This is a genomic window from Micromonospora sp. NPDC049201 (genome assembly GCF_055586805.1).
Genome location: NZ_JBVJHM010000002.1, coordinates 15,826 through 39,573, shown reverse-complemented (window position 1 = coordinate 39,573; position 23,748 = coordinate 15,826). Strand labels below are relative to the sequence as shown.

General features: G+C 73.4%; 22 protein-coding genes and 1 pseudogene. 11 read left to right on the top strand and 12 right to left on the bottom strand.

The genetic code is table 11. The features are described 5' to 3' along the window. Nucleotides 1–108: 108 nt before the first annotated feature. From galT to ACZ6O5_RS03840, 4 genes are all read right to left on the bottom strand, one after another. Nucleotides 109–1,182: a galactose-1-phosphate uridylyltransferase gene (galT, locus tag ACZ6O5_RS03855; RefSeq protein ID WP_281937942.1), complete on the bottom strand. Its 1,074-nt coding sequence runs from the start codon at nucleotides 1,180–1,182 to the stop codon at nucleotides 109–111. Further along, nucleotides 1,179–1,967: a DeoR/GlpR family DNA-binding transcription regulator gene (locus ACZ6O5_RS03850; protein ID WP_465974359.1), complete on the bottom strand. Its 789-nt coding sequence runs from the start codon at nucleotides 1,965–1,967 to the stop codon at nucleotides 1,179–1,181. The genes galT and ACZ6O5_RS03850 overlap by 4 nt, the downstream gene beginning before the upstream one ends. A gap of 142 nt (nucleotides 1,968–2,109) precedes the next feature. Then, nucleotides 2,110–3,639: an adenylyl-sulfate kinase gene (gene cysC / locus ACZ6O5_RS03845; RefSeq protein ID WP_465974358.1), complete on the bottom strand. Its 1,530-nt coding sequence runs from the start codon at nucleotides 3,637–3,639 to the stop codon at nucleotides 2,110–2,112. A gap of 113 nt (nucleotides 3,640–3,752) precedes the next feature. Beyond that, entirely contained in the window at nucleotides 3,753–4,322 is a 570-nt protein-coding gene (locus ACZ6O5_RS03840) for a DM13 domain-containing protein (protein ID WP_465974357.1), read from the bottom strand. Between the two features lie 143 nt (nucleotides 4,323–4,465). Here ACZ6O5_RS03840 and ACZ6O5_RS03835 point away from each other — a divergent pair, with 143 nt between their 5' ends. From ACZ6O5_RS03835 to ACZ6O5_RS03820, 4 genes are read left to right on the top strand one after another with little or no spacing between them, the layout of a single operon-like run. Next, on the top strand, nucleotides 4,466–5,380 hold the full coding sequence (locus ACZ6O5_RS03835) for an ABC transporter ATP-binding protein (protein ID WP_465974356.1): 915 nt from the start codon (nucleotides 4,466–4,468) through the stop codon (nucleotides 5,378–5,380). Beyond that, nucleotides 5,373–6,254 carry an ABC transporter permease gene (locus tag ACZ6O5_RS03830; protein WP_281937936.1) on the top strand — a complete coding sequence of 294 codons (882 nt, stop codon included), beginning with the start codon at nucleotides 5,373–5,375 and terminating at the stop codon, nucleotides 6,252–6,254. The genes ACZ6O5_RS03835 and ACZ6O5_RS03830 overlap by 8 nt, the downstream gene beginning before the upstream one ends. Continuing rightward, the gene (locus ACZ6O5_RS03825) at nucleotides 6,251–7,210 is read left to right on the top strand and encodes an ABC transporter ATP-binding protein (protein ID WP_465974355.1); all 960 of its coding nucleotides are present in this window, start codon (nucleotides 6,251–6,253) and stop codon (nucleotides 7,208–7,210) included. Before ACZ6O5_RS03830 ends, ACZ6O5_RS03825 begins: the two co-directional genes overlap by 4 nt. Beyond that, nucleotides 7,210–7,920: an ABC transporter permease gene (locus ACZ6O5_RS03820; RefSeq protein ID WP_465974354.1), complete on the top strand. Its 711-nt coding sequence runs from the start codon at nucleotides 7,210–7,212 to the stop codon at nucleotides 7,918–7,920. The genes ACZ6O5_RS03825 and ACZ6O5_RS03820 overlap by 1 nt, the downstream gene beginning before the upstream one ends. 100 nt (nucleotides 7,921–8,020) lie before the next feature. Here ACZ6O5_RS03820 and valS read toward each other — a convergent pair whose 3' ends face one another. The 5 genes from valS to ACZ6O5_RS03795 form a co-directional block, all read right to left on the bottom strand. After that, a complete protein-coding gene (gene valS, locus ACZ6O5_RS03815; RefSeq protein ID WP_465974353.1) occupies nucleotides 8,021–10,585 on the bottom strand; it encodes a valine--tRNA ligase in 2,565 nt (854 codons plus the stop codon). A gap of 179 nt (nucleotides 10,586–10,764) precedes the next feature. Continuing rightward, nucleotides 10,765–12,618 carry an ABC transporter ATP-binding protein gene (locus tag ACZ6O5_RS03810; protein WP_465974352.1) on the bottom strand — a complete coding sequence of 618 codons (1,854 nt, stop codon included), beginning with the start codon at nucleotides 12,616–12,618 and terminating at the stop codon, nucleotides 10,765–10,767. Continuing rightward, nucleotides 12,615–14,429: an ABC transporter ATP-binding protein gene (locus ACZ6O5_RS03805; RefSeq protein ID WP_465974351.1), complete on the bottom strand. Its 1,815-nt coding sequence runs from the start codon at nucleotides 14,427–14,429 to the stop codon at nucleotides 12,615–12,617. Before ACZ6O5_RS03805 ends, ACZ6O5_RS03810 begins: the two co-directional genes overlap by 4 nt. A 36-nt stretch (nucleotides 14,430–14,465) precedes the next feature. After that, nucleotides 14,466–14,978 carry a methylated-DNA--[protein]-cysteine S-methyltransferase gene (locus ACZ6O5_RS03800; RefSeq protein ID WP_465974350.1) on the bottom strand — a complete coding sequence of 171 codons (513 nt, stop codon included), beginning with the start codon at nucleotides 14,976–14,978 and terminating at the stop codon, nucleotides 14,466–14,468. Further along, nucleotides 14,975–16,426 carry a DNA-3-methyladenine glycosylase 2 family protein gene (locus ACZ6O5_RS03795; protein WP_465974349.1) on the bottom strand — a complete coding sequence of 484 codons (1,452 nt, stop codon included), beginning with the start codon at nucleotides 16,424–16,426 and terminating at the stop codon, nucleotides 14,975–14,977. Before ACZ6O5_RS03795 ends, ACZ6O5_RS03800 begins: the two co-directional genes overlap by 4 nt. Nucleotides 16,427–16,635: 209 nt before the next feature. Here ACZ6O5_RS03795 and ACZ6O5_RS03790 point away from each other — a divergent pair, with 209 nt between their 5' ends. Further along, complete coding sequence (locus tag ACZ6O5_RS03790; RefSeq protein ID WP_425786292.1) at nucleotides 16,636–17,112, top strand: hypothetical protein; 477 nt, start codon at nucleotides 16,636–16,638, stop codon at nucleotides 17,110–17,112. 101 nt (nucleotides 17,113–17,213) lie between these two features. Here the strand turns inward: ACZ6O5_RS03790 and ACZ6O5_RS03785 are convergent. Beyond that, nucleotides 17,214–17,984, bottom strand: a pseudogene (locus ACZ6O5_RS03785) (EamA family transporter); the annotation flags it as partial. Between the two features lie 93 nt (nucleotides 17,985–18,077). On the opposite strand from ACZ6O5_RS03785, the gene ACZ6O5_RS03780 reads away from it, so the two are divergent. Genes ACZ6O5_RS03780 through ychF form a run of 3 tightly spaced genes read left to right on the top strand, consistent with a single transcriptional unit; the run spans nucleotide 18,078 to nucleotide 20,497 of the window. Next, complete coding sequence (locus ACZ6O5_RS03780; RefSeq protein WP_465974348.1) at nucleotides 18,078–18,608, top strand: MarR family winged helix-turn-helix transcriptional regulator; 531 nt, start codon at nucleotides 18,078–18,080, stop codon at nucleotides 18,606–18,608. Between the two features lie 30 nt (nucleotides 18,609–18,638). Then, nucleotides 18,639–19,400 (top strand): Type 1 glutamine amidotransferase-like domain-containing protein, encoded by a 762-nt coding sequence (locus ACZ6O5_RS03775; protein ID WP_465974347.1) that lies wholly within the window; start codon nucleotides 18,639–18,641, stop codon nucleotides 19,398–19,400. An 11-nt stretch (nucleotides 19,401–19,411) separates the two neighbouring features. Further along, nucleotides 19,412–20,497, top strand: coding sequence for a redox-regulated ATPase YchF (gene ychF, locus ACZ6O5_RS03770; protein ID WP_431937043.1), 1,086 nt, complete (start codon nucleotides 19,412–19,414; stop codon nucleotides 20,495–20,497). 72 nt (nucleotides 20,498–20,569) lie between these two features. Here ychF and ACZ6O5_RS03765 read toward each other — a convergent pair whose 3' ends face one another. Next, on the bottom strand, nucleotides 20,570–21,172 hold the full coding sequence (locus ACZ6O5_RS03765; RefSeq protein ID WP_465974346.1) for a hypothetical protein: 603 nt from the start codon (nucleotides 21,170–21,172) through the stop codon (nucleotides 20,570–20,572). Nucleotides 21,173–21,293: 121 nt separating this feature from the next. Between ACZ6O5_RS03765 and ACZ6O5_RS03760 the strand changes: the two genes are divergently transcribed. From ACZ6O5_RS03760 to ACZ6O5_RS03750, 3 genes are all read left to right on the top strand, one after another. After that, on the top strand, nucleotides 21,294–21,623 hold the full coding sequence (locus ACZ6O5_RS03760; protein WP_281937909.1) for an ArsR/SmtB family transcription factor: 330 nt from the start codon (nucleotides 21,294–21,296) through the stop codon (nucleotides 21,621–21,623). Next, entirely contained in the window at nucleotides 21,623–22,357 is a 735-nt protein-coding gene (locus ACZ6O5_RS03755) for a cation efflux transmembrane domain-containing protein (protein ID WP_465974345.1), read from the top strand. Before ACZ6O5_RS03760 ends, ACZ6O5_RS03755 begins: the two co-directional genes overlap by 1 nt. A gap of 101 nt (nucleotides 22,358–22,458) precedes the next feature. Then, nucleotides 22,459–22,944 (top strand): SRPBCC family protein, encoded by a 486-nt coding sequence (locus ACZ6O5_RS03750; protein ID WP_465974344.1) that lies wholly within the window; start codon nucleotides 22,459–22,461, stop codon nucleotides 22,942–22,944. A gap of 21 nt (nucleotides 22,945–22,965) precedes the next feature. Here ACZ6O5_RS03750 and ACZ6O5_RS03745 read toward each other — a convergent pair whose 3' ends face one another. Then, nucleotides 22,966–23,547 carry a Uma2 family endonuclease gene (locus ACZ6O5_RS03745; RefSeq protein ID WP_465974343.1) on the bottom strand — a complete coding sequence of 194 codons (582 nt, stop codon included), beginning with the start codon at nucleotides 23,545–23,547 and terminating at the stop codon, nucleotides 22,966–22,968. Nucleotides 23,548–23,748: the final 201 nt, after the last annotated feature.

Genomic DNA, 23,748 nt, shown 5'->3' with positions numbered 1-23,748 from the left:
GTCGTCCGTGCGTCCCTTCCCAGCGAGGGGCCCGGTCACCGGGCCCCCGGAGGGGTGCCAACAGGGGAGCCGACCTCTACCGGAGGCGTTAAGAAGGGGCCCCGCCTTTCACGCGGCGCGGAGGAGTTCGGCGGCCCGCTCGGGGGCGATGTCGTTGATGAAGACGCCCATGCCGGACTCCGAACCGGCCAGGTACTTCAGCTTGTCCTTGGCCCGGCGGACGGTGAACAGCTGTAGGTGCAGGTGCCCCAGCTCCCGGTCGACGCGCACCGGCGCCTGGTGCCACGCCGCGATGTACGGCATCGGCAGGTCGAACAGCCCGTCGAAGCGGCGCAGCAGGTCCAGGTAGAGCGGGCCGAAGGCGTCCCGCTCGGCGTCGTCGAGCGCCGGGATGTCCGGCACCGGCCGGTGCGGGGCCACGTGCACCTCGAACGGCCAGCGGGCCGCCGCCGGCACGTACGCGGTCCAGTGCTCGTTGCTGGTAACCACCCGGTCGCCGGCGGCGCGCTCGGCGGCCAGCACGTCGGCGTAGAGGTTGCCGCCGGTGCGCTCGGCGTGCCGGCGGGCGGCGGCCAGCATGCTCCGGGTCCGCGGCGTGACGAACGGGTACGCGTAGATCTGGCCGTGCGGGTGGTGCAGCGTCACCCCGATCTCCACGCCCCGGTTCTCGAACGGGAACACCTGCTCGACGCCGGGCAGCGCGCTCAGCGCGGTGGTGCGGTCGGCGAGCGCGTCCAGCACGGTCCGCACCCGGCCGGGGGAGAGGCGGGCGAACGAGGCGTTGTGGTCGTCGGTGAAGCAGACCACCTCGCACCGGCCGAGCCCGGGGCGCACCGGGGTGAACGGCGTGATCTCGGCCGGCTCCTCGGCGACCCGCTGGCTCAGCGACGGGAACCGGTTCTCGAAGACCACCACGTCGTAGTCCGGCGCCGGGATCTCGCTGTGCCGGTCGCCGCGCGACGGGCACAGCGGGCACTGGTCGGCCGGGGGCAGGAACGTGCGGGTCTGCCGGTGCACCGCCACCGCCACCCACTCGTCGGTCAGCGGGTCGTACCGCAGTTGCGAGGCGGGCGGCGGCGGGGGCAGGTCCCGCCGGTCCGGTTGGTCCCGCACCGCGTCGTCCCGCTCGTCGAAGTAGATCAGCTCCCGGCCGTCGGCCAGCTCGATCTGCGTACGCTTCACTCCGCTCCCTCCGTCGCGGGCACGGTCACCAGCTCACCCACCCGGTCCTCGAGTACCCCTCGCGCGTCGGGTGTCAACCGGTCGTCGGTGACCAGCACGTCCGCCGCGTCGAGGCCGACGATCGACGAGATGCCGACCGTGCCCCACTTGGTGTGGTCGGCGAGCACCACCAGCCCGTCGGCGGCGGCCACCAGCGCGCGGTTCGTGTCCGCCTCCATCAGGTTGGGCGTGGTGAACCCGGCCCGCTCGCTGATCCCGTGCACACCGAGGAAGAGCAGGTCCAGGTGGAGCGCGGCGATCGCGGCCACGGCCAGCGGGCCGACCAGCGCGTCCGACGGGGTGCGGACCCCGCCGGTGAGCACCACGGTCTGGTCCGGCCGGCCACCGACGTGCAGGATCTCGACCACCGGCAGCGAGTTGGTGACCACCGTCAGGCCGGGCACGTCCACCAGCCGGCGGGCCAGCGCGGCGGTGGTGGTGCCGGCGGAGAGCGCGATCGCGGCGCCGGGGCGGACCAGCCGCGCGGCGTGGTCGGCGATGGCGGCCTTCTCCGCGGCCTGGCGGACCGACTTGGCCCGGAAGCCGGGCTCGTCGGTCGAGCCGGGCCCGGCCAGCGTCGCCCCGCCGTGCACCTTGGCGAGCAGACCCTGGTCGTGCAGCGTTTCCAGGTCCCGCCGGATGGTCATGTCCGACACGCCGAACTCGGCGGCCAACTCGGTGACCCGGACCCCGCCGGCGGCGCGGACCCGCTCCAGGATGGCGGTCTGCCGCTGTCGCGCGAGCATCGCCGGCCACCTCCCGAGCTTCCCCACCGCGAACGCGGTCGAACGTGTTCCAACAAAGACGAACACTACCGGTCGGCGGGGGCGGACGCGACACCGCCGCCGTCCCGGGGCGGAACGGCGGCGGTCGGCGGATCCGTGCCGGTCAGGCCGGCTGCATGCGTGGCTCCACCCAGCCGGTCTCGGTGAGGTGCTCCAGCACCCGCTGGACCGCCTCCTCGACGGTCAGGTCCGAGGTGTCCACCACCAGATCGGCGTCGGTGGGCTCCTCGTACGGGTCGTCGATGCCGGTCATGCCGGTGAGCAGGCCGGCTCGGGCCCGGGCGTAGAGACCCTTGCGGTCGCGTTGCTCACAGACCGCCAGCGGCGTCGCCACGTGCACCAGCAGGAAACCCGCGCCGGCCGCCTGGGCCATCTCCCGGGCGGTCGACCGGGCCGACGCGTACGGCGCGATCGGGCAACAGATGCCGACCCCCCGGTGCCGGGCGATCTCGGCGGCCACCCAGCCGATCCGGCGCACGTTCAGGTCCCGGTCGGCCTTGCTGAAGCCCAGTCCGGCGGAGAGTTCCCGCCGTACCACGTCGCCGTCGAGCAGCGTGATCGTCCGGTCGCCCTGCTCCCGGAGCACGTCGGCGAGACTCCGGGCGATCGTCGACTTGCCCGAGCCGGAGAGGCCGGTCAGGAAGATCACCAGACCGCGGTGCCGCCGGGGCGGGCGGGCCCGGGCCAGCTCCCGCGCCACCGCGGGCGGGGTGTGCCACTCGGGCAGCGGGAAACCCCGGTCCAGCAGGTCGTCGATCTCGTGCTGGCCGAGCGCCAACCGGCGGTTGCGCGGCGGGATGTCCTCCCGCCAGCGCCACTGCCCGTCCCGGTTGTCGTACGCCAACTCGCGCGGCACCAGCACCCGCAGGCCGGCGCCGGAGAGCATGCCCTCGGTGGAGAGCAGATGGGTCACGCCGTACGCGGCGGCGACCCGCGCCCGCAGCAACGCGTCGCTGATCTCGTCGCTGCGCCGCGCCAGCGGCACCGCCACCAGCGTCGCCGGCGGCATCCGGTCGCGGGCCGCGAACACGCTGCGCACCAGCGCCTCGGCCGGCAGGCCACCGCTGGACTCCTCGCCCACCGGGATCAGCACCAGCAGGTGCGCGCCGAGCGTCCGGGCCGCGTGCGCGATCTGGGCCAACTGCGGGCGGTGCAACGCCCGGTCGGCGAAGACGCCGAGCACCCGGCCCGGCGGCAGCAGCCCGCGCACCTCGTCCGGGCCGCGTCGCAGCCGCTGGAACGGCCCGTGCCCGCCGTCGCCGAGCCGGCGTACCGCGCCGCCCACGCCGACCGTGCCCTCGCGGGCCGGCCAGACGTCGCTCACGTCCATGGCCGCCACCGGAGCGCCCTCGCCGTCGGTGAGCACCAGCGCCCGGCGCGCCGGGTCGGCCAGCTCCAGCCCGTCGGCGAGCGCCGCCGGCACCTGGAGCGTCACCGGCACCGGCCACGGGGTGCCGTCGGCGAGCCGGCCACGCCGGCCCAGCGAGGCCAGGTCCGCCCGGGTCATGAAACCGCTCAGCGGCGCGTACGCCCCGGTCAGCAACAACTCCAGATCAGCCAGCTCAGCGGGCCTTGGCGCGTACGACGGCGCATCCCGCAGCACATCCTCGGGCAGGATCCACCCGTTGCTCATCGAACCCCCAACTCGCCGGCCGGCACACAGTTTCGCAGCCCACCGGCGATCGGTCGAGAGCGCCACTCCACCTCCCGGCCACCCGCAGGTCGACCGGGTGTCGCCGGGCGGGATCAGCCGGCGGTCGTCAGCGCCGCCGCGCCGAACGAGACGGCGAACCGCTCGCACCAGATGGAGACGCTGGTCAGCCCGGTGAGATCGGTTCCGGCGGGGATCTCGTACGCCTGGTCGCCCCGGTTTCCCTTGAGCGGGCCGAGCGCCACGTGCCGCCCGTCGTCGAAGACCCGCCACCCGGACGGCCCGGTCCGAACCGGCTGGTCGGTCAGCCAGACCTGAAGATCCGGACCGTTCGAGGTGTCCAGCCCGACCAGTTCCAGCCGGTACCGCCCGTCGGCGGTGCGGACGATCCGGGCGGCGCCCCGGGTGGCGTGCTCGTGGCTGACGAACTCGCCGCCGCCGAGCAGCACCGGGCCGGCGGGCGTCGGCGACGGCGTGGCCGGACGCGACGGCACGGCCGACCCCGTGGACGGCATCGCGGACGGCACCGCCACCAGTTCCTCGTGCACCTCCGTGTCGGTGACCAGCTTCCAGGGCTGGAACCAGTACAGCGCGGTCGCCGCCCCGACCACGAGGACGGCGACGGCGATCCAGGTCAGCGGCGCACGCAGCAGACGCATCGGCATGCGTCGAGTGTCCCGGTGCCGGGCGCGGCGGGCACCGGTCCGGCCGCTTACGGAAGCCTTACCGGCGGTGTCCGGGCCGAATCAGGGACAACCCCGAGCGTTTCCCGGTGCAAAGGCGGGCCCGCGCTTCCTAGGCTGGCAGCGTGACACTGCTCGCGACCGAGTCGCTGACCAAGACGTACGGAGGCCGGGTCACCGCGTTGGCCGACCTCACCGTGTCGGTCGAGCCGGGGATCATCGGGCTGGTCGGCGCCAACGGCGCCGGCAAGTCCACCCTGATCAAGATCCTGCTGGGTCTGCTCCCGCCGACCAGCGGCCGGGTGCAGGTGCTCGGCCTCGACCCCACCACCGATCCGGCGCAGGTCCGCGCCCGGGTCGGCTACATGCCCGAGCACGACGCCCTCCCGCCGGACCTCTCCGCCGCCGAGCTGGTCACCCACCTGGGCCGGATGAGCGGGCTGCCGCGCACGGTGGCCCGGGAACGCGCCTCCGAGGCGCTGCGCCACGTCGGCCTGCACGAGGAGCGGCACCGGGCGGTCGGTGGCTACTCCACCGGCATGAAGCAGCGGGTCAAGCTCGCCCAGGCCCTGGTGCACGACCCCGACCTGCTGCTGCTCGACGAGCCCACCAACGGCCTCGACCCGGCCGGCCGGGACGCCATGCTGGCGCTCATCCACCGGATCGGCACCGAGTTCGGCATCTCGGTGGTGGTCTGCTCCCACCTGCTCGGCGAGGTGGAGCGGATCTGCGACACGCTCGTCGCCATCGACGGCGGCCGGCTGCTGCGCGCCGACCGGGTCGCCGCCATGACCACCGCCACCGACGTGCTCGCCGTCGAGGTGAGCGAGGGTACGGAGGAACTGGCCACCCGGCTCGCCGCGCTCGACCTGCCGGTGACCCGGGACGGGCGGCTGCTGCTCGTCCCGCTCGCCGACGACCACACCTACGACCTGATCCTCGGCGCGGTCGCCGAGCTGGACCTGCCGCTGCACCGGCTGGACCAGCGACGGCACCGGGTGGCCGAGCTCTTCGCCCCGAGGGAGCCCAGCCATGTCTGACGCGACAGGCGTCATCCACGACATCGGATACCAGCGCTACACCGGCCCTCGGCTGGGCCGGCGGCAGGTCTTCGGCGCGCTCTACGGGCACGGCGTGCGTACCGTCTTCGGGTTGGGCCGCAGCGCCAAGGCGAAGATCTTCCCCTGGCTGGTGGTGGCCGTGGTCACCGTGGTGGCCGCCGGGCTGACCGCGGTCCGCAGCCAGCTCGGCCAGGTGGTGCTGACGTACGCCCAGTTCGCCGACGCGATGAGCTGGCTGGTCATCTTCTTCGTCGCGGTGGCCGCGCCCGAGCTGGTCTCCCGCGACCTGCGCAGCGGCGTGCTCCCGCTCTACTTCTCCCGTCCGCTGCCCCGCGGCGACTACGCGCTGGCCAAGCTGGCGGCCCTGATGACCGCGCTCTGGCTGCTGCTCGGCGGTCCGCAGCTGGTGATGTTCCTCGGCGCCGCGTTCACCACCTCACGGGGCATGCGCGGGGTGTGGGACGAGCTGCTCGACCTGCTGCCCGGCCTGCTCTACGCCGGGCTGTGGGCGGTGGTCTTCGCCTCGATCGGCCTGCTGGTCGCGTCGCTGACCGGCAAGCGTGCCTTCGCCGCGGGCGGCATCGTCGCGGTGTTCCTGATGACCACGCCGGTGGTCGGCGTGCTGTCCATCATGCCCTCCCGGACGGTCAACGAGCTGGCGTTCCTCGCCTCCCCGTCGTCGCTCGTCAGTGGCGTGGGCACCTGGGCGCTGGGCGACCTGCTGACCCAGGGACAGGAGGGGGGCATCCCGATCGGCGGCTTCGGGCCGGTCTACGCGGTGGTCGCCGTCCTGCTGGTCGCCGCCTGCGTCAGCCTGCTGCTCCTGCGATACCGGAAGGTGGCCGCCCGATGACGGCGCTGCACACACAACCGGCGGCCGACGCGCCCGCCGCCACGGCAAGCACCCTCGACCTGGCCGGCGTCTCCCGCTGGTACGGCAACGTGGTGGCGGTCAACGACGTCACTATGCGGCTCGGCCCCGGGGTGACCGGCCTGCTCGGCCCGAACGGCGCCGGGAAGACCACGCTGCTGCACATGATGGCGGGGTTCCTCGCCCCGTCCCGGGGCGCGGTGACGCTGGACGGGGAGCCGACCTGGCGCAACCCGGGCGTCTACCGGCGACTCGGCCTGGTCAGCGAGCGGGAGGCGGTGCACACGTTCCTCAGCGCGTACGAGTTCGTGCTGGCCAGCGCGAAGTTGCACCGGCTGCCGGACCCGGAGGCGGCGGCCCGGCGGGCGATCGAGCTGGTCGAGCTGGAGGGCGCGCAGGGCCGCCGGATCGGCACCTACTCCAAGGGCATGCGGCAGCGCACCCGGGTGGCCGCCGCGCTGGTGCACGACCCGCAGGTGCTGCTGCTCGACGAGCCGTTCAACGGGATGGACCCGCGACAGCGGCTGCACATGATGGCGCTGCTGCACCGGCTCGGCGACGCCGGCCGGACCATCCTGTTCAGCTCGCACATCCTGGAGGAGGTCGAGCAGGTCTCCGGCACGGTCCAGGTGATGGTGGCCGGTCGGCTGGCCGCCTCCGGCGACTACCGCACCATCCGCCGCCTGATGACCAACCGGCCGCACGTCTTCGCGGTGCGCTCCACCGACGACCGGGCGCTGGCGGTGGCGCTGATGGCCGAGTCCTCGGTCTCCGGCGTCGAGCTGGGCCGCACCGGCCTGACCGTCAAGGCCGGCGACTACGGCGCGTTCACCCGGGCCCTGCCCCGGATCGCCCTCCGCCACGGCATCCGGGTCCGGCAGCTCCTGCCGGAGGACGAGTCGCTGGAGAGCGTCTTCTCGTATCTGGTGGAGGCCTGATGTCGACCGTTACCTGGATCACCGCCCGCGGCCTGTTCGGCCGGAGCCGGTTCCTCATGCTGTTGCCGTTGCCGCTGGTCCTGATCGGCCTGGCGGTGCTCTGCCGGTCGCTCGGGGTGGACCCGGGCGAGTGGGGGCCGCCGGTGCTGGTCGGCCTCGGCCTGGCCGTGGTGCTGCCGGTGGTGGCGCTGATCGTCGGCACCGGCGTGCTCGGCGCCGAGATCGACGACGGCACCGTGGTGCACATCCTCACCAAGCCGCTGCCCCGCTGGCAGATCGTGCTGCCGAAGCTCGCGGTGGCGGCCGGCGTCAGCGCGGTCACGGTCGCCGTCCCGCTCTACGTGGCCGGCGTGCTGGCCGACTCGGTACGCCTCGGCCTGGCCCTGGTCGCCGCGTCGGTGGCCGGCGCGTTGGCCTACTCGGCGCTGTTCCTGGCGCTCAGCCTGGTGAGCCGGCGGCCGGTGCTGCTCGGCCTGGTCTACGTGCTGATCTGGGAGGGGCTGCTCGGCCGGTTCGTCGACGGCACCAAGGTGCTCTCGGTCCAGCAGTGGGTGATCGCGTTGGCCGACCGCATCGCGCCGACCGCGTTGCTCGGCACCACCGTCTCGGTGCCGGTGGCGGCCGTGCTGACCGCCCTGGTGACGATCGGCTTCACCGCGCTGGCCGTAGACCGCCTCCGCTCGTTCAGCGTCGCCGGCGAGACGAGCTGAAAGGCCGGGCCCCCTGTTAACGCCTCCGGTATAGATGGGGCCCCCTCTCAACACCACGTGTTAAGAGGGGGCCCCTCCTTGCATCCCGGCCCGAGCGGGGTCAGAACGCGCAGGCGATGACCAGCTCGGGGGTGCGGTCGGGTAGCAGGTCGAGTTTGGCGATCCGCCCCGCCGCGCGCACGTCGTCGGCCACGGTGGTGAGCTGGTCGAGCAGGGCCGCCGGCCCGAGCGCCTCGGCCAGCGGCACGTCCGCCTTCATCGACAGCTTCCGCTCCGACTTGGCGCGGCGCACCTGCCCCAGCGCGTCGGCGGCCAGCCGCAGCAGCTCCGGGTCGCCGGGCGCGGCCAGCGCGCGGTCCACCTCGTACGTGGTCGGCCACGTCGCCCGGTGCACCGAGCCGTACCGCCACCAGGACCAGACCTCCTCGGTGACGAACGGCAGCACCGGCGCGAAGAGCCGCAACTGCACCGACAGCGCGGTGGCGAGCGCAGCCCGCCCCGAGTCGGCCGCCGGCCCCGCACCGTAGGCGCGTTCCTTCACCAACTCGATGTAGTCGTCGCAGAACCGCCAGAAGAACGCCTCGGTGGCCATCAGGGCGGCGGTGTGGTCGTACCCGTCGAGGGCCGACGTCGCGGCCCCGACCACGCCGGACAGTTCGGCGAGCATCGCGGTGTCGAGCGGTTCCGTCGCCGGGGCCCGCAGCGCGTCGGCGGCGCCCAGCCCCAACGCGAAGCGGGACGCGTTGAGCAGCTTGGTGGCCAGCCGGCGGCCCACCTTGACCTGGGCCGGGTCGAAGGCGAGGTCCATGCCCGGCTTGCCGTTGGCGGCCCAGTAGCGGACCGCGTCGGAGCCGTGCTCGGCGAGCAACCCCATCGGGGTGACCACGTTCCCCTTGGACTTGGACATCTTCTTGCGGTCCGGGTCGAGGATCCAGCCGGAGAGCACCGTCGTGCGCCAGGGCAGCACACCGTGTCCCAGGTGCGAGCGGGCCACGGTCGCGAACAGCCAGGTGCGGATGATGTCGTGTCCCTGCGGGCGCAGGTCCATCGGGAAGACCCGGGCGAACAGGTCCGGGTCGGTCTCCCACCCGCCGACGAGCTGCGGGGTCAGCGACGAGGTTGCCCAGGTGTCCAGCACGTCCGGATCGCCGGTGAAGCCTCCGGGCCGACCGCGCTGCGACTCGTCGAAACCGGGCGGCGGCTCGCTTGTCGGATCGATCGGCAATGTCGCCTCGTCCGGTGTGAGAGGGTGGGTCCAGTCCGGCTCGCCAGTGTCGTCGAGCCGGTACCACACCGGCACCGGCACGCCGAAGAACCGCTGCCGGCTGACCAGCCAGTCGCCGGTGAGGCCGCCCACCCAGTGCTCGTAGCGGTGCCGCATGTGCTCCGGCACCCAGCGCAACTCGCGCCCGCGGGCCAGCAGTTCGTCGCGCAGGTCGGCGTCCCGGCCGCCGTTGCGCAGGTACCACTGCCGGGTCGAGACGATCTCCAACGGCCGGTCGCCGCGCTCGTAGAACTTCACCGGGTGCGTGATCGGGCGCGGCTCGTCGACCAGGTCGCCGGCCTCGCCCAGCAGCTCCACCACCGCGCGCCGGGCGCCGTTGACGCTCTGCCCGGCCAGCGCCGCGTAGGGCGCCGCCGGCACGTCCGCCGGCGGCTCCGGCAGCAGCCGCCCGTCCCGGCCGATCACCACCCGGGTGTCCAGCCGCAGGTCGCGCCACCAGGTCACGTCCGTCAGGTCACCGAACGTGCAGACCATCGCGATGCCGGTGCCCTTGGCCGGGTCCGCCAGCGCGTGCGCGCGCACCGGCACCGCCACCCCGAAGACGGGGGTACGCACAGCGGTGCCGACCAGGTCCGCGTACCGCTCGTCGTCGGGGTGGCAGACCAGCGCCACGCAGGCCGGCAGCAACTCCGGCCGGGTGGTGTCGATCAGCACCTCGCGCCCGTCCGGCCCGGCGAACCGCAGCCGGTGGTACGCGCCGGGCCGGACCCGGTCCTCCAGCTCCGCCTGCGCGACCGCGGTGCCGAACCCGACGTCCCAGAGCGTCGGCGCCTCGGCCTGGTACGCCTCACCACGGGTCAGGTTGCGCAGGAACGCCCGCTGGCTGGCCGCCCGGGCCGCCGGCCCGATCGTGGTGTACGTCAACGACCAGTCCACGGAGAGGCCGAGCCGCCGCCACAGCGCCTCGAACGCCTGCTCGTCGGTCACGGTCAACGTCTCGCACAGCTCGATGAAGTTGCGTCGGGAGATCGCCGTCGGGTTCTTCCGGGCGTCAGCGCTCACCGGCGTGGCCGGCGGTCGCCAGTCCGGGTCGTACGGCAGCGTCGGGTCGGGGCGGACGCCGTAGACGTTCTGCACCCGGCGCTCGGTGGGCAGCCCGTTGTCGTCCCAGCCCATCGGGTAGAAGACGGTCCGCCCGCGCATCCGCTGGAACCGGGCCACGACGTCGGTGTGCGTGTACGAGAAGACGTGCCCCATGTGCAGCTCGCCCGACACGGTCGGCGGCGGGGTGTCGATGGAGTACACGTCCGCGCGTTCCTTCGTGCGGTCGAACGCGTACGTGCCGTCCGCCTGCCAGCGACGGGCCCAGCTCTCCTCGAGCCCGTCCAGGCTCGCACGCTCGGGGACCCCGGCACGCCCCGTCCTAGTCGTGTCACTCATCCGCCGATGGTAGGCACCCCCGTAAGCCCGCTCCACGCCTTTCCCTCGCCCCACACCCGTCGATCTTGCAGTATCTGCCCGGACACAAGCCACGGATGGGACATTCACCGGGCCCAAAGTGCAAGATCGACGGGGTGGGGGAGGGAAGGAGGGAGGGAGGGAGGGGAGGGGAGGGATGGCTAGAGCAGCGAGTCGCGCCACTGGCGGTGCAGGGCGGCGTAGCGGCCACCGGCGGCGGCCAGCTCGGCGGGGGGACCGTCCTCGACTATTCCGCCGGTGTCGAGCACCAGCACCCGGTCGGCGATCTCCACGGTGGAGAGCCGGTGGGCGATCACCAGCGCGGTGCGGTCGCACAGCACGTTCCGCAACGCGCGCTGCACCAGCCGCTCGGTCGGCACGTCCAGCGACGAGGTGGCCTCGTCGAGGATCAGCACCCGAGGGTCGGCCAGGAACGCCCGGGCGAACGCGACAAGTTGCCGCTGCCCGGCGGAGAGCCGGCCGCCACGCCGGTGCACGTCGGTGGCGTACCCGTCGGGCAGCGCGGCGATGAACTCGTGCGCGCCGATGGCCCGGGCGGCGGCGACCACGGCGGCGTCGTCGGCGTCCGGGCGGCCGAACCTGATGTTCTCCGCGACGGAACCGCTGAACAGGTGGGTCTCCTGGGTGACAAGCACCACCGCCCGGCGCAGTTCGGCGTCGGCCAGGTCGCGCAGGTCCACCCCGTCCAGATGGACCGAGCCGGCGTCCGGGTCGTGGAAGCGGGCCAGCAGCTTCGCCAGCGTGGACTTGCCGGCCCCGGTCGGCCCGATCAACGCCACGGTCTGCCCGGCCGGCACGGTCAGCTCCAGCCCGGACAGGATCGGCGTCTCCGGCCGGTAGCCGAAGGAGACCGAGCGGAAGACCACGGTGCCGCGCGGCGGCCCGGTGGGCAGCGGCGCCGGCCGCGCCGGCTCGGCCACCGCCGGGCGCTCGTCCAGCACCCCGGCCAGCTTCTCCAACGCCGCGGTCGCCGACTGGAGCGAGTTGTAGAACTGGCTCAGCTCCTCCATCGGCTCGAAGAACCGCCGCAGGTAGAGCAGGAACGCGGCGAGCACGCCGACCTCGGTGTCGCCGCCGAGCACCCGCCAGCCGCCGTACGCCAGCACCGTGGCGGCGGTGAGGTTGCCGATCAGCCGGATGCCCGGCGAGTAGATCGCGATCAGCCGGAACGCGCGCAGGCTGGCCCGCCGGTAGTCGTCGTTGACCGCGGCGAAGATGCGCTGGTTGCGGGGCTCGCGGCGGAACGCCTGCACGGCCCGGATTCCGCGCAGCGACTCGACGAAGTGCACGATGACCAGCGCCACCGCCTCCCGGGTGCGCCGGTACGCCCCGGCGGAGGCCCGCGCGAACCAGCGGGACAGCCCGAACAGGAACGGGAACGCGAACAGCGTGACCGCGGCCAGCGGGAGGTCCAGCCAGAGCAGGATGCCCGCCACCGACAGCACCGACAGCACGGCCATGACCAGACGGTCGATCCCGCCGTCGACCAGCTCGCCGATCGATTCCAGGTCGCTGGTCAGCCGGGACACCATCCGGCCGGACGTGTACCGCTCGTGGAAGCCGACGTCGAGGCGGAGGAAGTGCGCGTACACCCGCTGGCGCAGGTCGAGCAGGACGGCCTGGCCGATCCGGGCGGCGAGGGCGAGGAACGCGCGCCGGGCCGCGTACTCGACGGCGGTCGCCACGACGAACGCGGCGGCGACCGCGACCAGTGGCCCGGCGTCCCCGGTCCGCAGCGGCCCGATACCGCGGTCGATGCCGAGCATGACCAGGTACGGACCGGTCATCGCCGCCGCGTTCTGGGCCAGCAGCAGCGCCACGGCCAGCCCGAGCGGCGCCCGGTGCGGGTGGAGCAGCGTCCGCAGCAGGAGCCGGCTGCGGACGCGGAGCCGGGTCACCGCCGCCGGTGACGAGCCCTCCGCGCGGCTGCGGTCGGCGTCCGGGTCGGTGGCCCGGCCCCGCCACCGGGTCAGGTCGGCGTCCGGCGCGGTCACGACCGCACCAGGCCGACGCCGTCCGGCCGGCCCTCCGGCTCGGCGGAGAGCACCGCCCGGTACGCCGGCACCCCGGCCAGCATCGCGGAGTGGGTGCCGACGGCCACCACCCGACCGGCCTCCAGCAGCGCCACCCGGTCGGCCAGCGCCACGGTCGAGGGCCGGTGCACCACCAGCAGCGCCGTGGTGTCCCGCAGCACCCGGCGCAGCGCGGCCTCGACAAGCGCCTCGGTGTGCACGTCCAGCGCGGAGAGCGGGTCGTCGAGGACCAGCAGGGCGGGCCGGCCGAGCACCGCCCGGGCCAGCGCGAGCCGCTGCCGCTGCCCGCCGGAGAGCGACAGCCCCTGCTCACCGACCCGGGTGGCCAAGCCCCACGGCAGCTCGTACGCGAAGTCCGCCTGCGCCAGCGTCAGCGCGGCCCGGATCTCCTCCTCGCCGGCCTCGGGCCGGCCCAGGGTGAGATTTTCCCGGACCGACATGGAGAACAGCGTCGGCTCCTCGAAGGCCACCCCGACCAGCCGGCGCAGCGAGCTGAGGCGCAGGTCGCGTACGTCGTGCCCGTCGAGCGTGAGGCGGCCGCCGGTCACCTCGTGCAACCGGGGGACCAGCGAGAGCAACGTGCTCTTGCCGCACCCGGTGGCGCCGACCAGGGCGAGCGTCTCGCCCGGCTCGACGGTCAGGTCCAGGTCGTGCAGGACCGGGGCGGGCGCGCCGGGGTAGCGGAAGCTCACCCGCTCGAAGCGGAGCCGGCCGTGGATCTCCCCCCGGCCCAGCGACCGGGCGTGCGGGGCGTCCACGATGGCCGGCGGCGTGTCGAGCACCTCCTGGATCCGGTCGGCGGCGGTGGCGGCCTCCTGCCCGTTCGCGATGATCCAGCCGAGTGACTGCACCGGCCAGATCAGCATCAGCTGGAGGCTGACGAACGCGACCAGTTGCCCGATGGTGAGCGCGCCTCCGGCCACGGCGGCGGCGCCGGCCACCAGGACCGCGCCGAGCGTCAGGTTGGGCACCAGGTCGAACAGCGCGGAGGTGCGGGCCAGCAGGCGGGCCTTGCCGATCCCGGTGTCGTGCAGCCGGCGGGCGCCGGTGGCGAACCGGGCGGCCAGTTCCGGGCCCCGCCCGTACGCCCGCATGGTGCGCAGCCCCTGCGCGGTCTCCTCGACCAGCGTGGCCACGTCGCCCTGCTGGTCCTGCATGCGACGGGAGGCCGCGTGGTAGTGCCGGGCGAACCGCCGGCTGATCAGGAACAGCGGGACGGCGCTGGCCGCGACCAGCAGCCCCAGCCAGGGGTGCAGCCGGATCAGCAGCACCACCACGGCGGCGTAGGTGATCAGGTTGAGCATCAGGAAGAGCAGGCCGAAGGAGAGGAACCGGCGGATCACCGAGAGGTCGCTGGTGATCCGGGAGAGCAGTTGACCGGACTGCCAGCGGTCGTGGCAGCCGACCGGGAGCCGTTGCAGGTGCGCGTAGATGTCGGCCCGGATGGCCGCCTCCATGCCCACCGAGGAGGACGACTGCGTCCACCGCCGGATGAAGATCAGCACGGCTTCGGCGAGCCCGAGCAGCAACGCGAGCGCGCCGAGCCGGAGCAGGCCGGAGGCGTCGTGCCGGGCCACCGGCCCGTCCACCACCCGCTGCACCACCAGCGGGACGGCCAGGCTCGCCGCGGTCGCGGCCAGCGCGGCGACCAGCAGCCAGGCGAACTCCGTCGCGTACGGGCGCAGGTAGGGCCGCAGCCGCCAGAGGTTGTGCAGCGGCTGGGACCGGGCGTCGGTATGCGCCGCGGGGTTGCCGTCGCTGGGCGCGGGCACCAACCGACGGTAGCGGCCGGGTGCGTCGGCGCGGGGTCAGCTAGCCGTCACCCGTCCCTCATGCCCGAGAAGCCACTTTTTCACGTTCAGCCCCCAGCGGTAGCCACCGAGCGCGCCGTCGGTGCGCAACACCCGGTGGCAGGGCACGAAGAGCGCCGCGGCGTTGCGGGCACAGGCCGCCGCCGCGGCGCGGACCGCGGCCGGCCGGCCGGCCAGCGCGGCGAACCCGGTGTACGTCACCGGATCGCCCGGCTTCACGTCGCGCAGCACCCGCCAGGCGTGCGCCAGGAAGACGCCGTCGGTGTGCTGCTCCACCTCGACCGCGTCGATCGCGGTCAGGTCGCCGTCGAGGTAGGCCCGGACGGCCGCGGTCACCGGCCCGAGGTCGGCCCGCTCCCGCAGGTCACCGCGGAGGCTCGGGTGCGTCAACGGCACCAGGGTCGTCGGGTCGGCGGTGAAGCCGGCCGCACGCACCGCCCCGCCGGGCCCGGCGAGCACGCTCAGCGGCCCGGCGGGAGTGTCGATGACGGTGCTGTCCAGAGTGGTCATGCTGCTCTCCAGAGTCGGATCGTCGCGTACGACCGCCAGGGGCGCCAGCGGTCCGCGTACGCGGTCAGGGTCTTCGGGGTGTCGGGCAGGCCGAGCGCGGCTGCGCCGCGGCGGACGCCCAGGTCGGTGGCGAGGATGACGTCGGGGTCGCCGAGCGCGCGCATGGCCAGGTAACCGGCGGTCCATGGCCCGACGCCGGGCAGCGCGACCAGCCGCCGGACGGCCTCCTCCCGGTCGCCGCCCGCGTCCAGGTCCAGCTCCCCGTCGACGACGGCGCGGGCCAACGCCCGGATCGTCTCCCGCCGGGCCCCGGGCATGCGGAACGCCGGGTCCGGCGCGGCGAGCACCTCCGCCGCGCTCGGGAACGCCCGCAGGCCACCCGCTGCCCCGTCGTCGGCCCCGTCTTCGTCGGACCGGGTGGCGGCGATCAGGTGGGTGAGCGTGGTCCGGGCCGAGCGGAGCGAGACCTGCTGGGTGGTGACGGCGCGGACCGCGGTCTCGAAGCCGTCCACCGCGTGCGGGAGCCGGACGCCGGGCTCCGCCGCGACCGCCGGGGCCAGCGCCGGATCGTCGGCCAGGACGGCGTCCACCGCGACCGGGTCCGCGTCCAGGTCGAGCAGGCGGCGGCAGCGGGCCACCGCGGGTGCCACGTCGCGCATGTCGGCCAGCCGCAGCGTGGCGGCCACGTGCCCGCCGGCCGGGGTCAGCGCCGCGGTGCCGGGGCCGTGCGGCAGGCGCAGCCCGCGATGGTACGTCCGGTCGCGGACCTCCTCGATGCCGGGCAGCGCGCGCAGGGCGAGGAAGTCCAGCAGCGCGTCCGCGTGCAGGGGTGGCCGGTAGGCCAGTCGCAGCGTGATGGTGCCCGCCCCGCCGGCCGTCGGCCAGCCGCTCCGGCCGCCCCGCAGCTCGGACGGGGTGACGCCGAACACCTCGCGGACCGTGTCGTTGAACTGCCGCACGCTGCCGAACCCGGCGGCGAAGGCCACCTCGGCCAGGCCCAGCCCGGTGGTCTCGACCAGGATCCGGGCGGTCTGGGCACGCTGTGCCCGGGCCAGCGCCAGCGGGCCGGCGCCCAGCTCGGCCTGAAGCATGCGGTGCAGGTGCCGCTCGGTGTAGCCCAGCCGGGTGGCCAGCCCGGGGACGCCGTCCCGGTCGACCACGCCGTCGGCGATCAGCCGCATCGCGCGGCCGACCAGATCGGCCCGGACGTCCCACTGCGGGGAGCCCGGCGCGGCATCGGGCCGGCACCGGCGGCAGGCCCGCAGCCCGGCGCCCTGCGCGGCGGCGGCGGACGGGAAGAACCGGACATTCTGTCGCTTCGGCGTCGTCGCCGGGCAGGACGGTCGGCAGTAGATCCCGGTCGACGTGACGCCGGTGTAGAACCAGCCGTCGAACCGCGGGTCGCGGCTGTCGACGGCCCGGTAGCACCGCTCGAAGTCCAGCTCCATGCCCCGATCCTGCCTCCCGGACCGGCCGCTCGGCTGGCGGGATTCGGACCTGACGTGCGGCAGTCGCGCCAGCTCGGCGAGGTGGCGGTATCCCCGGCCCTCGGATACCGCCACCTCGGCGTAGTGGCGTGGATCTTGCCGGTGCGGCGGGGAAAGTGTCGTAAGTGGTCGGTACCGTCCCGCCACCAACTTCAGAAAAGGTGCGGGGCATGGCGAGCGTGGCCGGGCGGGGGCGAGCACCACTCGACACCGCGGTGGTGCAGGGCTTCTACGACCGGATGCGGGCGGTGGCGCCGGCCGCCTACGGCGCGATCGAACGGGACCGCGCCGACGACCCGACGCGGCCGTTCGCCGAGACCGCCTGCGGCCGGCTGGTGGGCTCGCTCGACGCGGCCGGCCTGCGCGCGCTCGGCATGTGGGCGCACCACTGGTGCATGCGCTTCTACGACGACGACACCCGGGTCGGCGTGCGGCTGGTCGGGGAGATCGCCGGCCGGCGCGGCCTCGGCTGGACCGCCGACGAGGTGCGCTGGCTGCTCGACCGGTCACACGAGGCCGGGCCCGCCGCCGGCCACCGGTTCACCCTGCCGCTCGCCGCCGCGGCGGAGTTGCCGTCCGGCGCGCTGCCCGAGGACGTTCCGGTCGACACGGTGCCCGCCGACTGGCGCCGGCTGCGAGCCGGCTGAGCGGCGGTCACGCCCCGAGCGTTTCGGTCCGGGAGCTGCCCGAGCACCATGGCGGCGACCGCCACCGCGAAGCCGGCGAGCTGGATCGGGCCGAGCGCCTGGCCGAGCACCAGCCAGCCGAGCGCCGCGGCGGTCAGCGGGCTGAGCGCGCCGAGCATCGACACCCGGGCCACCGGCAGCCGGGCCGCGCCCCGGAACCAGAGGGCGTACGCCAGCGCGGTGCCGACCAGCCCGAGCCACGCGTACCCGAGCAGGGCCGGCCCGTCCGGCGCGGGCGGCGCCCCCTCGACGACGACGGCGACCGGGGTGATCAGCAGGCCGCCGGCGACGAGCTGCCAGCTCGTGGCCGCGAGCGTGCCGACCCCGGGCGGGCGTCCCCAGCGGCGGGTGAGCACCAGTCCGGCGGCCATCGCGGCGGTGCCGGCCAGGCCGGCGGCGACGCCGAGCGGGTCGAGGCCGGCGCCCGGCCGCAGCGCCACCAGGGCGACGCCGGCCGGGGCGGCGACGGCGGCGAGCAGCGCCGCGCGGCCGGGCCGGTCCCGGAGCAGGGCGACCGTGAGCACCGCGACCAGCAGGGGCTGGGCCGCGCCGAGCACGGCCGCGGTGCCGCCGGGCAACCGGTAGGCGGCGACGAAGAGCAGCGGGAAGAACGCCCCGATGTTGAGCGTGCCGAGCAGGGCGGCCCGGCCCCACCAGATGCCGTGCGGTCGGCGGCGGGTCAGGGCGAGCAGCAGCAGGCCGGCCGGGAGGGCGCGGATCGCCCCGGCCCAGAGCGGCCGGTCGGCGGGCAGCAGCTCGGCGGTCACCAGGTAGGTGCTGCCCCAGGTGACGGGCGCGATCGCGGTGAGCGTGACATCGGTCCGGCGGGTCATGCCTGCCTCTTCTCACGGTGCTAAGTATCTTAGGGCTAAGCTACTTGGCGTCGAGTAAAAGCGGAAGGGCGACGTGCGGCACAATCGACAGCCGTGGCAGCGGACGAGGTGGACCTGATCGTCGAGCAGTGGCGTCGGGAACGGCCCGGCATGCGGCCCGAGCCGATGGCCGTCTTCGGCCGCATCTACCGGCTGTCCCGGCTGGTCGGCGACCGGCAGGAGCAGGTGTACGCCGGCTGGGGCATCGGTCGTGGCGAGTTCGACGTGCTCGCCGCGCTGCGCCGGTCCGGTCCGCCGTACACGCTGGCGCCGAAGGCGCTCACCGCCGCGCTGATGCTCACGTCCGGCGGGATGACCGGCCGGCTCGACCGGCTGGAACGCGCCGGGCTGGTCCGCCGCGCACCGGACCCGGGCGACCGGCGGGCGCTGCGGGTCAGCCTCACCGACGCCGGCCGGCAGATCGTCGAGGAGTCGGCGGAGGCCGGGCTGGAGGTGCAGCGGCGCATCCTCGACGCGCTGCCGCCCCCCGACCGGGAACGGCTGGCCGACCTGCTGCGCGCGCTGCTCGCCGCCGCCCAGACGACGGACGGGCCGCCGGACGGGGTGGCGGACGAGGCACAATGATCTCCACCGTCGCCGGCCGGAAGGACACCCATGCCCGCCACCGAACCGACCATCGTCGCCACCAGCATGGGCTACTTCAGTCGCCGGCGCGGCCCCTGGGACGCCCGGCCCAGCCAGCTCTTCGACCACATGGCCGAGCTGGCCGGCGCCGGTGACGCGCCCCGGGTCTGCTACCTCGGCCAGGCCGTCGGCGACCAGCCGACCGGCCTCACCGTGTTCTACGGCGCGTTCGCCGACACCCGGTTCCGCACGTCCCACCTGGCGCTGTACCCCATGCCCAACGTCGACGACATCCGCGCCCACCTGCTGGCGCAGGACGTCATCTGGGTCGGCGGCGGCAGCGTCGCCAACCTGTGCGCGGTGTGGCGGGTGCACGGCCTGCCGGAGATCCTGCACGAGTGCTGGCAGGCCGGCGTGGTGCTCGGCGGCGTCTCCGCCGGCTCGATCTGCTGGCACACCGGTGGCGCCACCGACAGCTACGGCCCGGAGCTGCGTCCGTTCACCGACGGGCTGGGCTGGCTCCCGTACGGCAACGGCGTGCACTACGACAGCGAGGAGCAGCGCCGGCCGCTGATGCACCGGCTGGTCGCCGACGGGACGCTGCCGACCAGTCACTGCACCGACGACGGCGTCGGGCTGATCTACCGGGGGACCCGGCTGGTCGAGGCGGTGGCGGACCGGCCGGACGTGGCCGCGTACGAGCTGGTGCGGGCCGACGACGGCACGGTGCGGGAGACCCGGATCGAGCCCCGCCTGCTGCCCGCCGGGTCGGACGACCGGCGGACCGCGTAAGCTGGCCCGTCGTGAGTCTCACCATCGGCATCGTCGGCCTGCCCAACGTGGGCAAGAGCACCCTGTTCAACGCGCTGACCAAGAACGACGTGCTCGCCGCGAACTACCCGTTCGCCACCATCGAGCCGAACGTCGGCGTGGTCGGGCTGCCCGACGAGCGCCTGGGCAAGCTGGCCGAGATCTTCTCCTCGCAGAAGGTGCTGCCCGCGCCGGTCTCGTTCGTCGACATCGCCGGCCTGGTCCGGGGCGCCTCGAAGGGGCAGGGCCGGGGCAACGCGTTCCTGGCCAACATCCGCGACGCCTCGGCGATCTGCCAGGTGGTGCGCGCGTTCTCCGACCCGAACGTGGTGCACGTCGACGGCAAGGTCTCGCCCGCCGACGACATCGAGACGATCAACACCGAGCTGATCCTGGCCGACATCCAGACGCTGGAGAAGGCGCTGCCGCGGCTGGAGAAGGAGGCCAAGCTCCGCAAGGACCGGGCCGCCGCCGTCGAGGCCGCGAAGAAGGCCGTCGAGGTGCTCGACAACGGCGTCACGCTGTACGCGGGCGCCGCCGCCGCGAAGGTCGAGTTGGAGCACCTGCGTGAGCTGCACCTGCTCACCACCAAGCCGTTCATCTACGTCTTCAACGTCGACGAGGCCGAGCTGGGCAACGCCGCGTTCCTCGACGAGTTGCGCGCCCTGGTCGCGCCCGCCGAGGCGGTCTTCATGGACGCCAAGATCGAGTCCGAGCTGGTGGACCTGCCCGAGGACGAGGCCCGCGAGCTGCTGGAGTCGATCGGGCAGTCCGAGCCGGGCCTGGACCAGTTGGTCCGGGTGGGCTTCCGGACGCTGGGGCTCCAGACGTACCTCACGGCCGGCCCCAAGGAGGCGCGGGCCTGGACCGTCCCGATCGGGGCGACCGCGCCGGAGGCCGCCGGGGTGATCCACAGCGACTTCCAGCGCGGCTTCATCAAGGCCGAGGTGGTCTCCTACGCCGACCTGGTCGCGGCCGGATCGATGGCGGCGGCGAAGGCCGCCGGCAAGGTCCGGATCGAGGGCAAGGAGTACGTCATGCAGGACGGCGACGTGGTGGAGTTCCGCTTCAACGTCTGACTCCGGCCCGTTCCGGTGTTCCCGCAGGGCGCGCCCGTGCTCGGGGCGCGAATAGCCCTGTCGCCGCGCGAGTCATGCCGCGCCGATCAGCAGGTGGCCGGTCGGGGAGTAGTCGATCTTCCAGTCGGTGTAGACGCCAAAGGTGCCATCCTGGGTGCAGCGGAGACCGACGCTGACCCACCGGACTTCACCATCGGCGCGCAGGGCGAACCCGACGGCGACCTGGAAGGCTTCGCCGCCGCATGGGCAGGCGCACTCCTCAGGGTCGGCGTCTTGCCAGTGGTCGGCACTGTCCGCGATCAAGGCGTAGTCGCCGCAGGTCAGGCACCGTGTTTGTGCGCACCCGTTCTCGTCGTCGGCGAGGACCGCGAAGGTCTTGCCGCCGCACCGTTGGCAGATCATCTCCTTGACCGGAGTCACCGGGTAGCCGCCGGGCTGGTACTCGCGCAGGTAGCCGGCGAGGTCGGTGACGTCGTCGCCGCGCCAGAATGTGCCGGTGGTGTCGATGGCCACCGGTGCAGCGTGCCCGATCTGGCTAGTGGTGTCGAGACCGATGTTGGCTATGCGGAGTACGTGAGCAGCCGGTAGGCGTCGGGCGAGGTAGCGCTTCAGGCAGCGCATGATCTCGGTCTTGGTCTTGCCTTCTGCGATGCGGCGGGTGACGTAGTCCTTCATGGGTTGGTGGCAGCACGTGCGAGCCGGTCCGAGATCCGCTTCAGCGTCCGGCCCCAGCCCGCCGGGATGGCCGGGTCGGTATGGCTGGCGCTGAATTCAGCGATCGCTGTACTGTCGTCGGATGGAGATCCTGACGCACGGGCATGTGCTGGCCCGGTTCGGCCATGCGTTGTCCGATCCGATCCGAGCGCGGTTGCTCCTGGCGCTGCGGGATGCTCCGGGCTATCCGGCGGAGCTGGCCGACCTGCTCGGGACGACTCGCCAGAACCTGTCCAACCACCTTGCCTGCCTGCGCGGCTGTGGTCTGGTCGTGGCGGTGCCCGAGGGGCGGCGGACCCGCTACGAGCTGACTGACGCGCGGCTGGCGCATGCTCTCGGTGACCTGCTGAACCTGGTGTTGACGGTAGATCCGACGATGTGCGCGGACGCCGACGAGAAGGGCTGCTGTTGATGTCCGCCCCTCTGCTACAGGTCCGATCCGGTGGCGGCGCGGCCCGTCGTGCGGTGCTCGCGCGACGGGTGCGTCTGCTGGTGGCGGCAACGATCACCTACAACGTGATCGAGGCGGTGGTGGCGATCACGGCCGGTGCTGCGGCCTCCTCCACCGCCCTGATCGGCTTCGGTCTGGACTCGGTGATCGAGGTTTCCTCCGCGGCGGCGGTGGCGTGGCAGTTCGCCGGCCGTGACCCCGAGGCGCGGGAGAAGACCGCACTGCGGATCATCGCGGTGTCGTTCTTCGCGCTGGCCGCGTACGTCACCGTGGGGTCGGTGCGGGCGCTGGCCGGCGGCGGAGAGGCCGAACACTCCACCGTCGGTCTGGTCCTGGCTGCCCTGTCCTTGCTGATCATGCCGGTGCTGTCCTACGCGCAGCGGCGGGCCGGGCGCGAGTTGGGCTCCCGATCAGCGGTGGCCGACTCCAAGCAGACCCTGCTCTGCACCTACCTGTCCGCCGTGCTGCTCGTCGGCCTGGGTCTCAACAGCCTCTTCGGCTGGTCCTGGGCCGATCCGCTCGCCGCGCTCGTCATCGCCGTGGTGGCGGTCAAGGAGGGGCGAGCGGCGTGGCGCGGGGACGCCTGCTGTGCGATGCCGGTCAACGGCTGGGCTCCACCTGCCGGTCAGCGTGACAGCGCCGACACCTGCGCGTGCGAACCTGGCTGTTCCTGCTGCTCAGGCGAGACGAAGTGATCTTCCAGCATCGCATGTTCCGCTTCGACGGCTGACCGTACGACGGGGCGAGAAGCAATACCCTGTCGATGCGTCAAGACGCGGGGCCTACCGTTGGCGGTGTGCCGCGCATCGAGCTGACCACTGACGTTCGGGCAGCGCCGGAAGCCGTCTTCGACGCCTGCCTCGACGTCGACACGCACACCGACTCCATGGGGAACAGCGCCGAACGGGCGGTCGCCGGTGTGACGACCGGCCGGTTGGCGGCCGGCGACACCGTGACGTGGGAAGCGCGGCACTTCGGCCTGCCGTGGCGGATGACGGTCCGGATCACCGACTGTCGACGACCGCACGGCTTCACGGACGAGCAGATCAGCGGCCCGTTCCACCGATGGCACCACGAGCACACGTTCACCCGGAACCCGGCTGACCGCGCGGCGACCGTCATGCGCGACGTCATCGACTTCACGGCACCGATGGGCCCCCTCGGTCGCCTGGTGGCCCACTTGATCCTGCGGCCGTACCTGCGACGCCTCATCGCCCGCCGTAACTCCTATCTCGCGGACACCCTGGCCCGGCCACAACGCCAAGCCGAGGGGGCGGAGTGAAACCGCCTGGCGGGGATCGGGTCAGCTCTTGCGGCCGGGCACCAACCCGGCCAGGTCGATCTTGATTGGGAACGGCATCGAACTGTGCAGCTCGTACCGATGGATTCCGGTCGGCGCGTACGACCGGGTGGGGCCGTCGATCTCGTACGTGTAGACCACTGGAGAGCCGTCCTCGTCCTCGATGCGCCAGTAGTTCGCGATCCCCGCTTCCGCGTACTTGCGCAGCTTGACGGTGCGGTCCCGGTGCGCCGACTCCGGTGAGACCACCTCGACCACCAACAGCGTCTCTTCGGGTGTGTAGAAGGTGCGGGACGGGTCGTAGGGCGCCGTTGTGACGAGAAGATCGGGCTCGGGGCGGTTCCATCGGTCGAGTCGAATCGTGATTTCCCGATCGACCTCGACGCCTGCCGGAGCCTGCTCGGTCAGGGCGATCACCAGTGCGGTGACCATCCGGGCGTGCCAGACCCGCTGAGGGGACATCATGAAGACAAGTGCTCCATCGATGAGTTCGGTGTGACGCGGCGCTTCGGCGAGCTTGTCCAGATCCTCGGAATACCAGCCTTCAGGGCGAGGTGGCCGCATCCACTCGGGCACCGCAGTCATGAGCCTCACGGTAGCACTCGGTGACGGGCCGACCTGCGCGCTCACGCGGTCGGCGCGTTCTTCGGGCAACCCCTCTCGGCGGTGCTCCGCGAGAGATCAAGAGCACGCCTCGGGTGCTGGCGACGACAGGAGAGGGTGGCGTGGCATCACGGTGATGCCACGCTGTGGATCGCTTCTGAGCAGGGTTGATGCGGGAATCAA

Excerpts from the sequence above, each read along its gene's own strand:
- ACZ6O5_RS03850 (WP_465974359.1), bottom strand. The coding sequence starts at position 1,967 with ATGCTCGCGCGACAGCGGCAGACCGCCATCCTGGAGCGGGTCCGCGCC.
- cysC (WP_465974358.1), bottom strand. The coding sequence starts at position 3,639 with ATGAGCAACGGGTGGATCCTGCCCGAGGATGTGCTGCGGGATGCGCCG.
- ACZ6O5_RS03840 (WP_465974357.1), bottom strand. The coding sequence starts at position 4,322 with ATGCCGATGCGTCTGCTGCGTGCGCCGCTGACCTGGATCGCCGTCGCC.
- ACZ6O5_RS03830 (WP_281937936.1), top strand. The coding sequence starts at position 5,373 with ATGTCTGACGCGACAGGCGTCATCCACGACATCGGATACCAGCGCTAC.
- ACZ6O5_RS03825 (WP_465974355.1), top strand. The coding sequence starts at position 6,251 with ATGACGGCGCTGCACACACAACCGGCGGCCGACGCGCCCGCCGCCACG.
- ACZ6O5_RS03820 (WP_465974354.1), top strand. The coding sequence starts at position 7,210 with ATGTCGACCGTTACCTGGATCACCGCCCGCGGCCTGTTCGGCCGGAGC.
- valS (WP_465974353.1), bottom strand. The coding sequence starts at position 10,585 with ATGAGTGACACGACTAGGACGGGGCGTGCCGGGGTCCCCGAGCGTGCG.
- ACZ6O5_RS03800 (WP_465974350.1), bottom strand. The coding sequence starts at position 14,978 with ATGACCACTCTGGACAGCACCGTCATCGACACTCCCGCCGGGCCGCTG.
- ACZ6O5_RS03795 (WP_465974349.1), bottom strand. The coding sequence starts at position 16,426 with ATGGAGCTGGACTTCGAGCGGTGCTACCGGGCCGTCGACAGCCGCGAC.
- ACZ6O5_RS03790 (WP_425786292.1), top strand. The coding sequence starts at position 16,636 with ATGGCGAGCGTGGCCGGGCGGGGGCGAGCACCACTCGACACCGCGGTG.
- ACZ6O5_RS03775 (WP_465974347.1), top strand. The coding sequence starts at position 18,639 with ATGCCCGCCACCGAACCGACCATCGTCGCCACCAGCATGGGCTACTTC.
- ACZ6O5_RS03765 (WP_465974346.1), bottom strand. The coding sequence starts at position 21,172 with ATGAAGGACTACGTCACCCGCCGCATCGCAGAAGGCAAGACCAAGACC.
- ACZ6O5_RS03760 (WP_281937909.1), top strand. The coding sequence starts at position 21,294 with ATGGAGATCCTGACGCACGGGCATGTGCTGGCCCGGTTCGGCCATGCG.
- ACZ6O5_RS03755 (WP_465974345.1), top strand. The coding sequence starts at position 21,623 with ATGTCCGCCCCTCTGCTACAGGTCCGATCCGGTGGCGGCGCGGCCCGT.
- ACZ6O5_RS03745 (WP_465974343.1), bottom strand. The coding sequence starts at position 23,547 with ATGACTGCGGTGCCCGAGTGGATGCGGCCACCTCGCCCTGAAGGCTGG.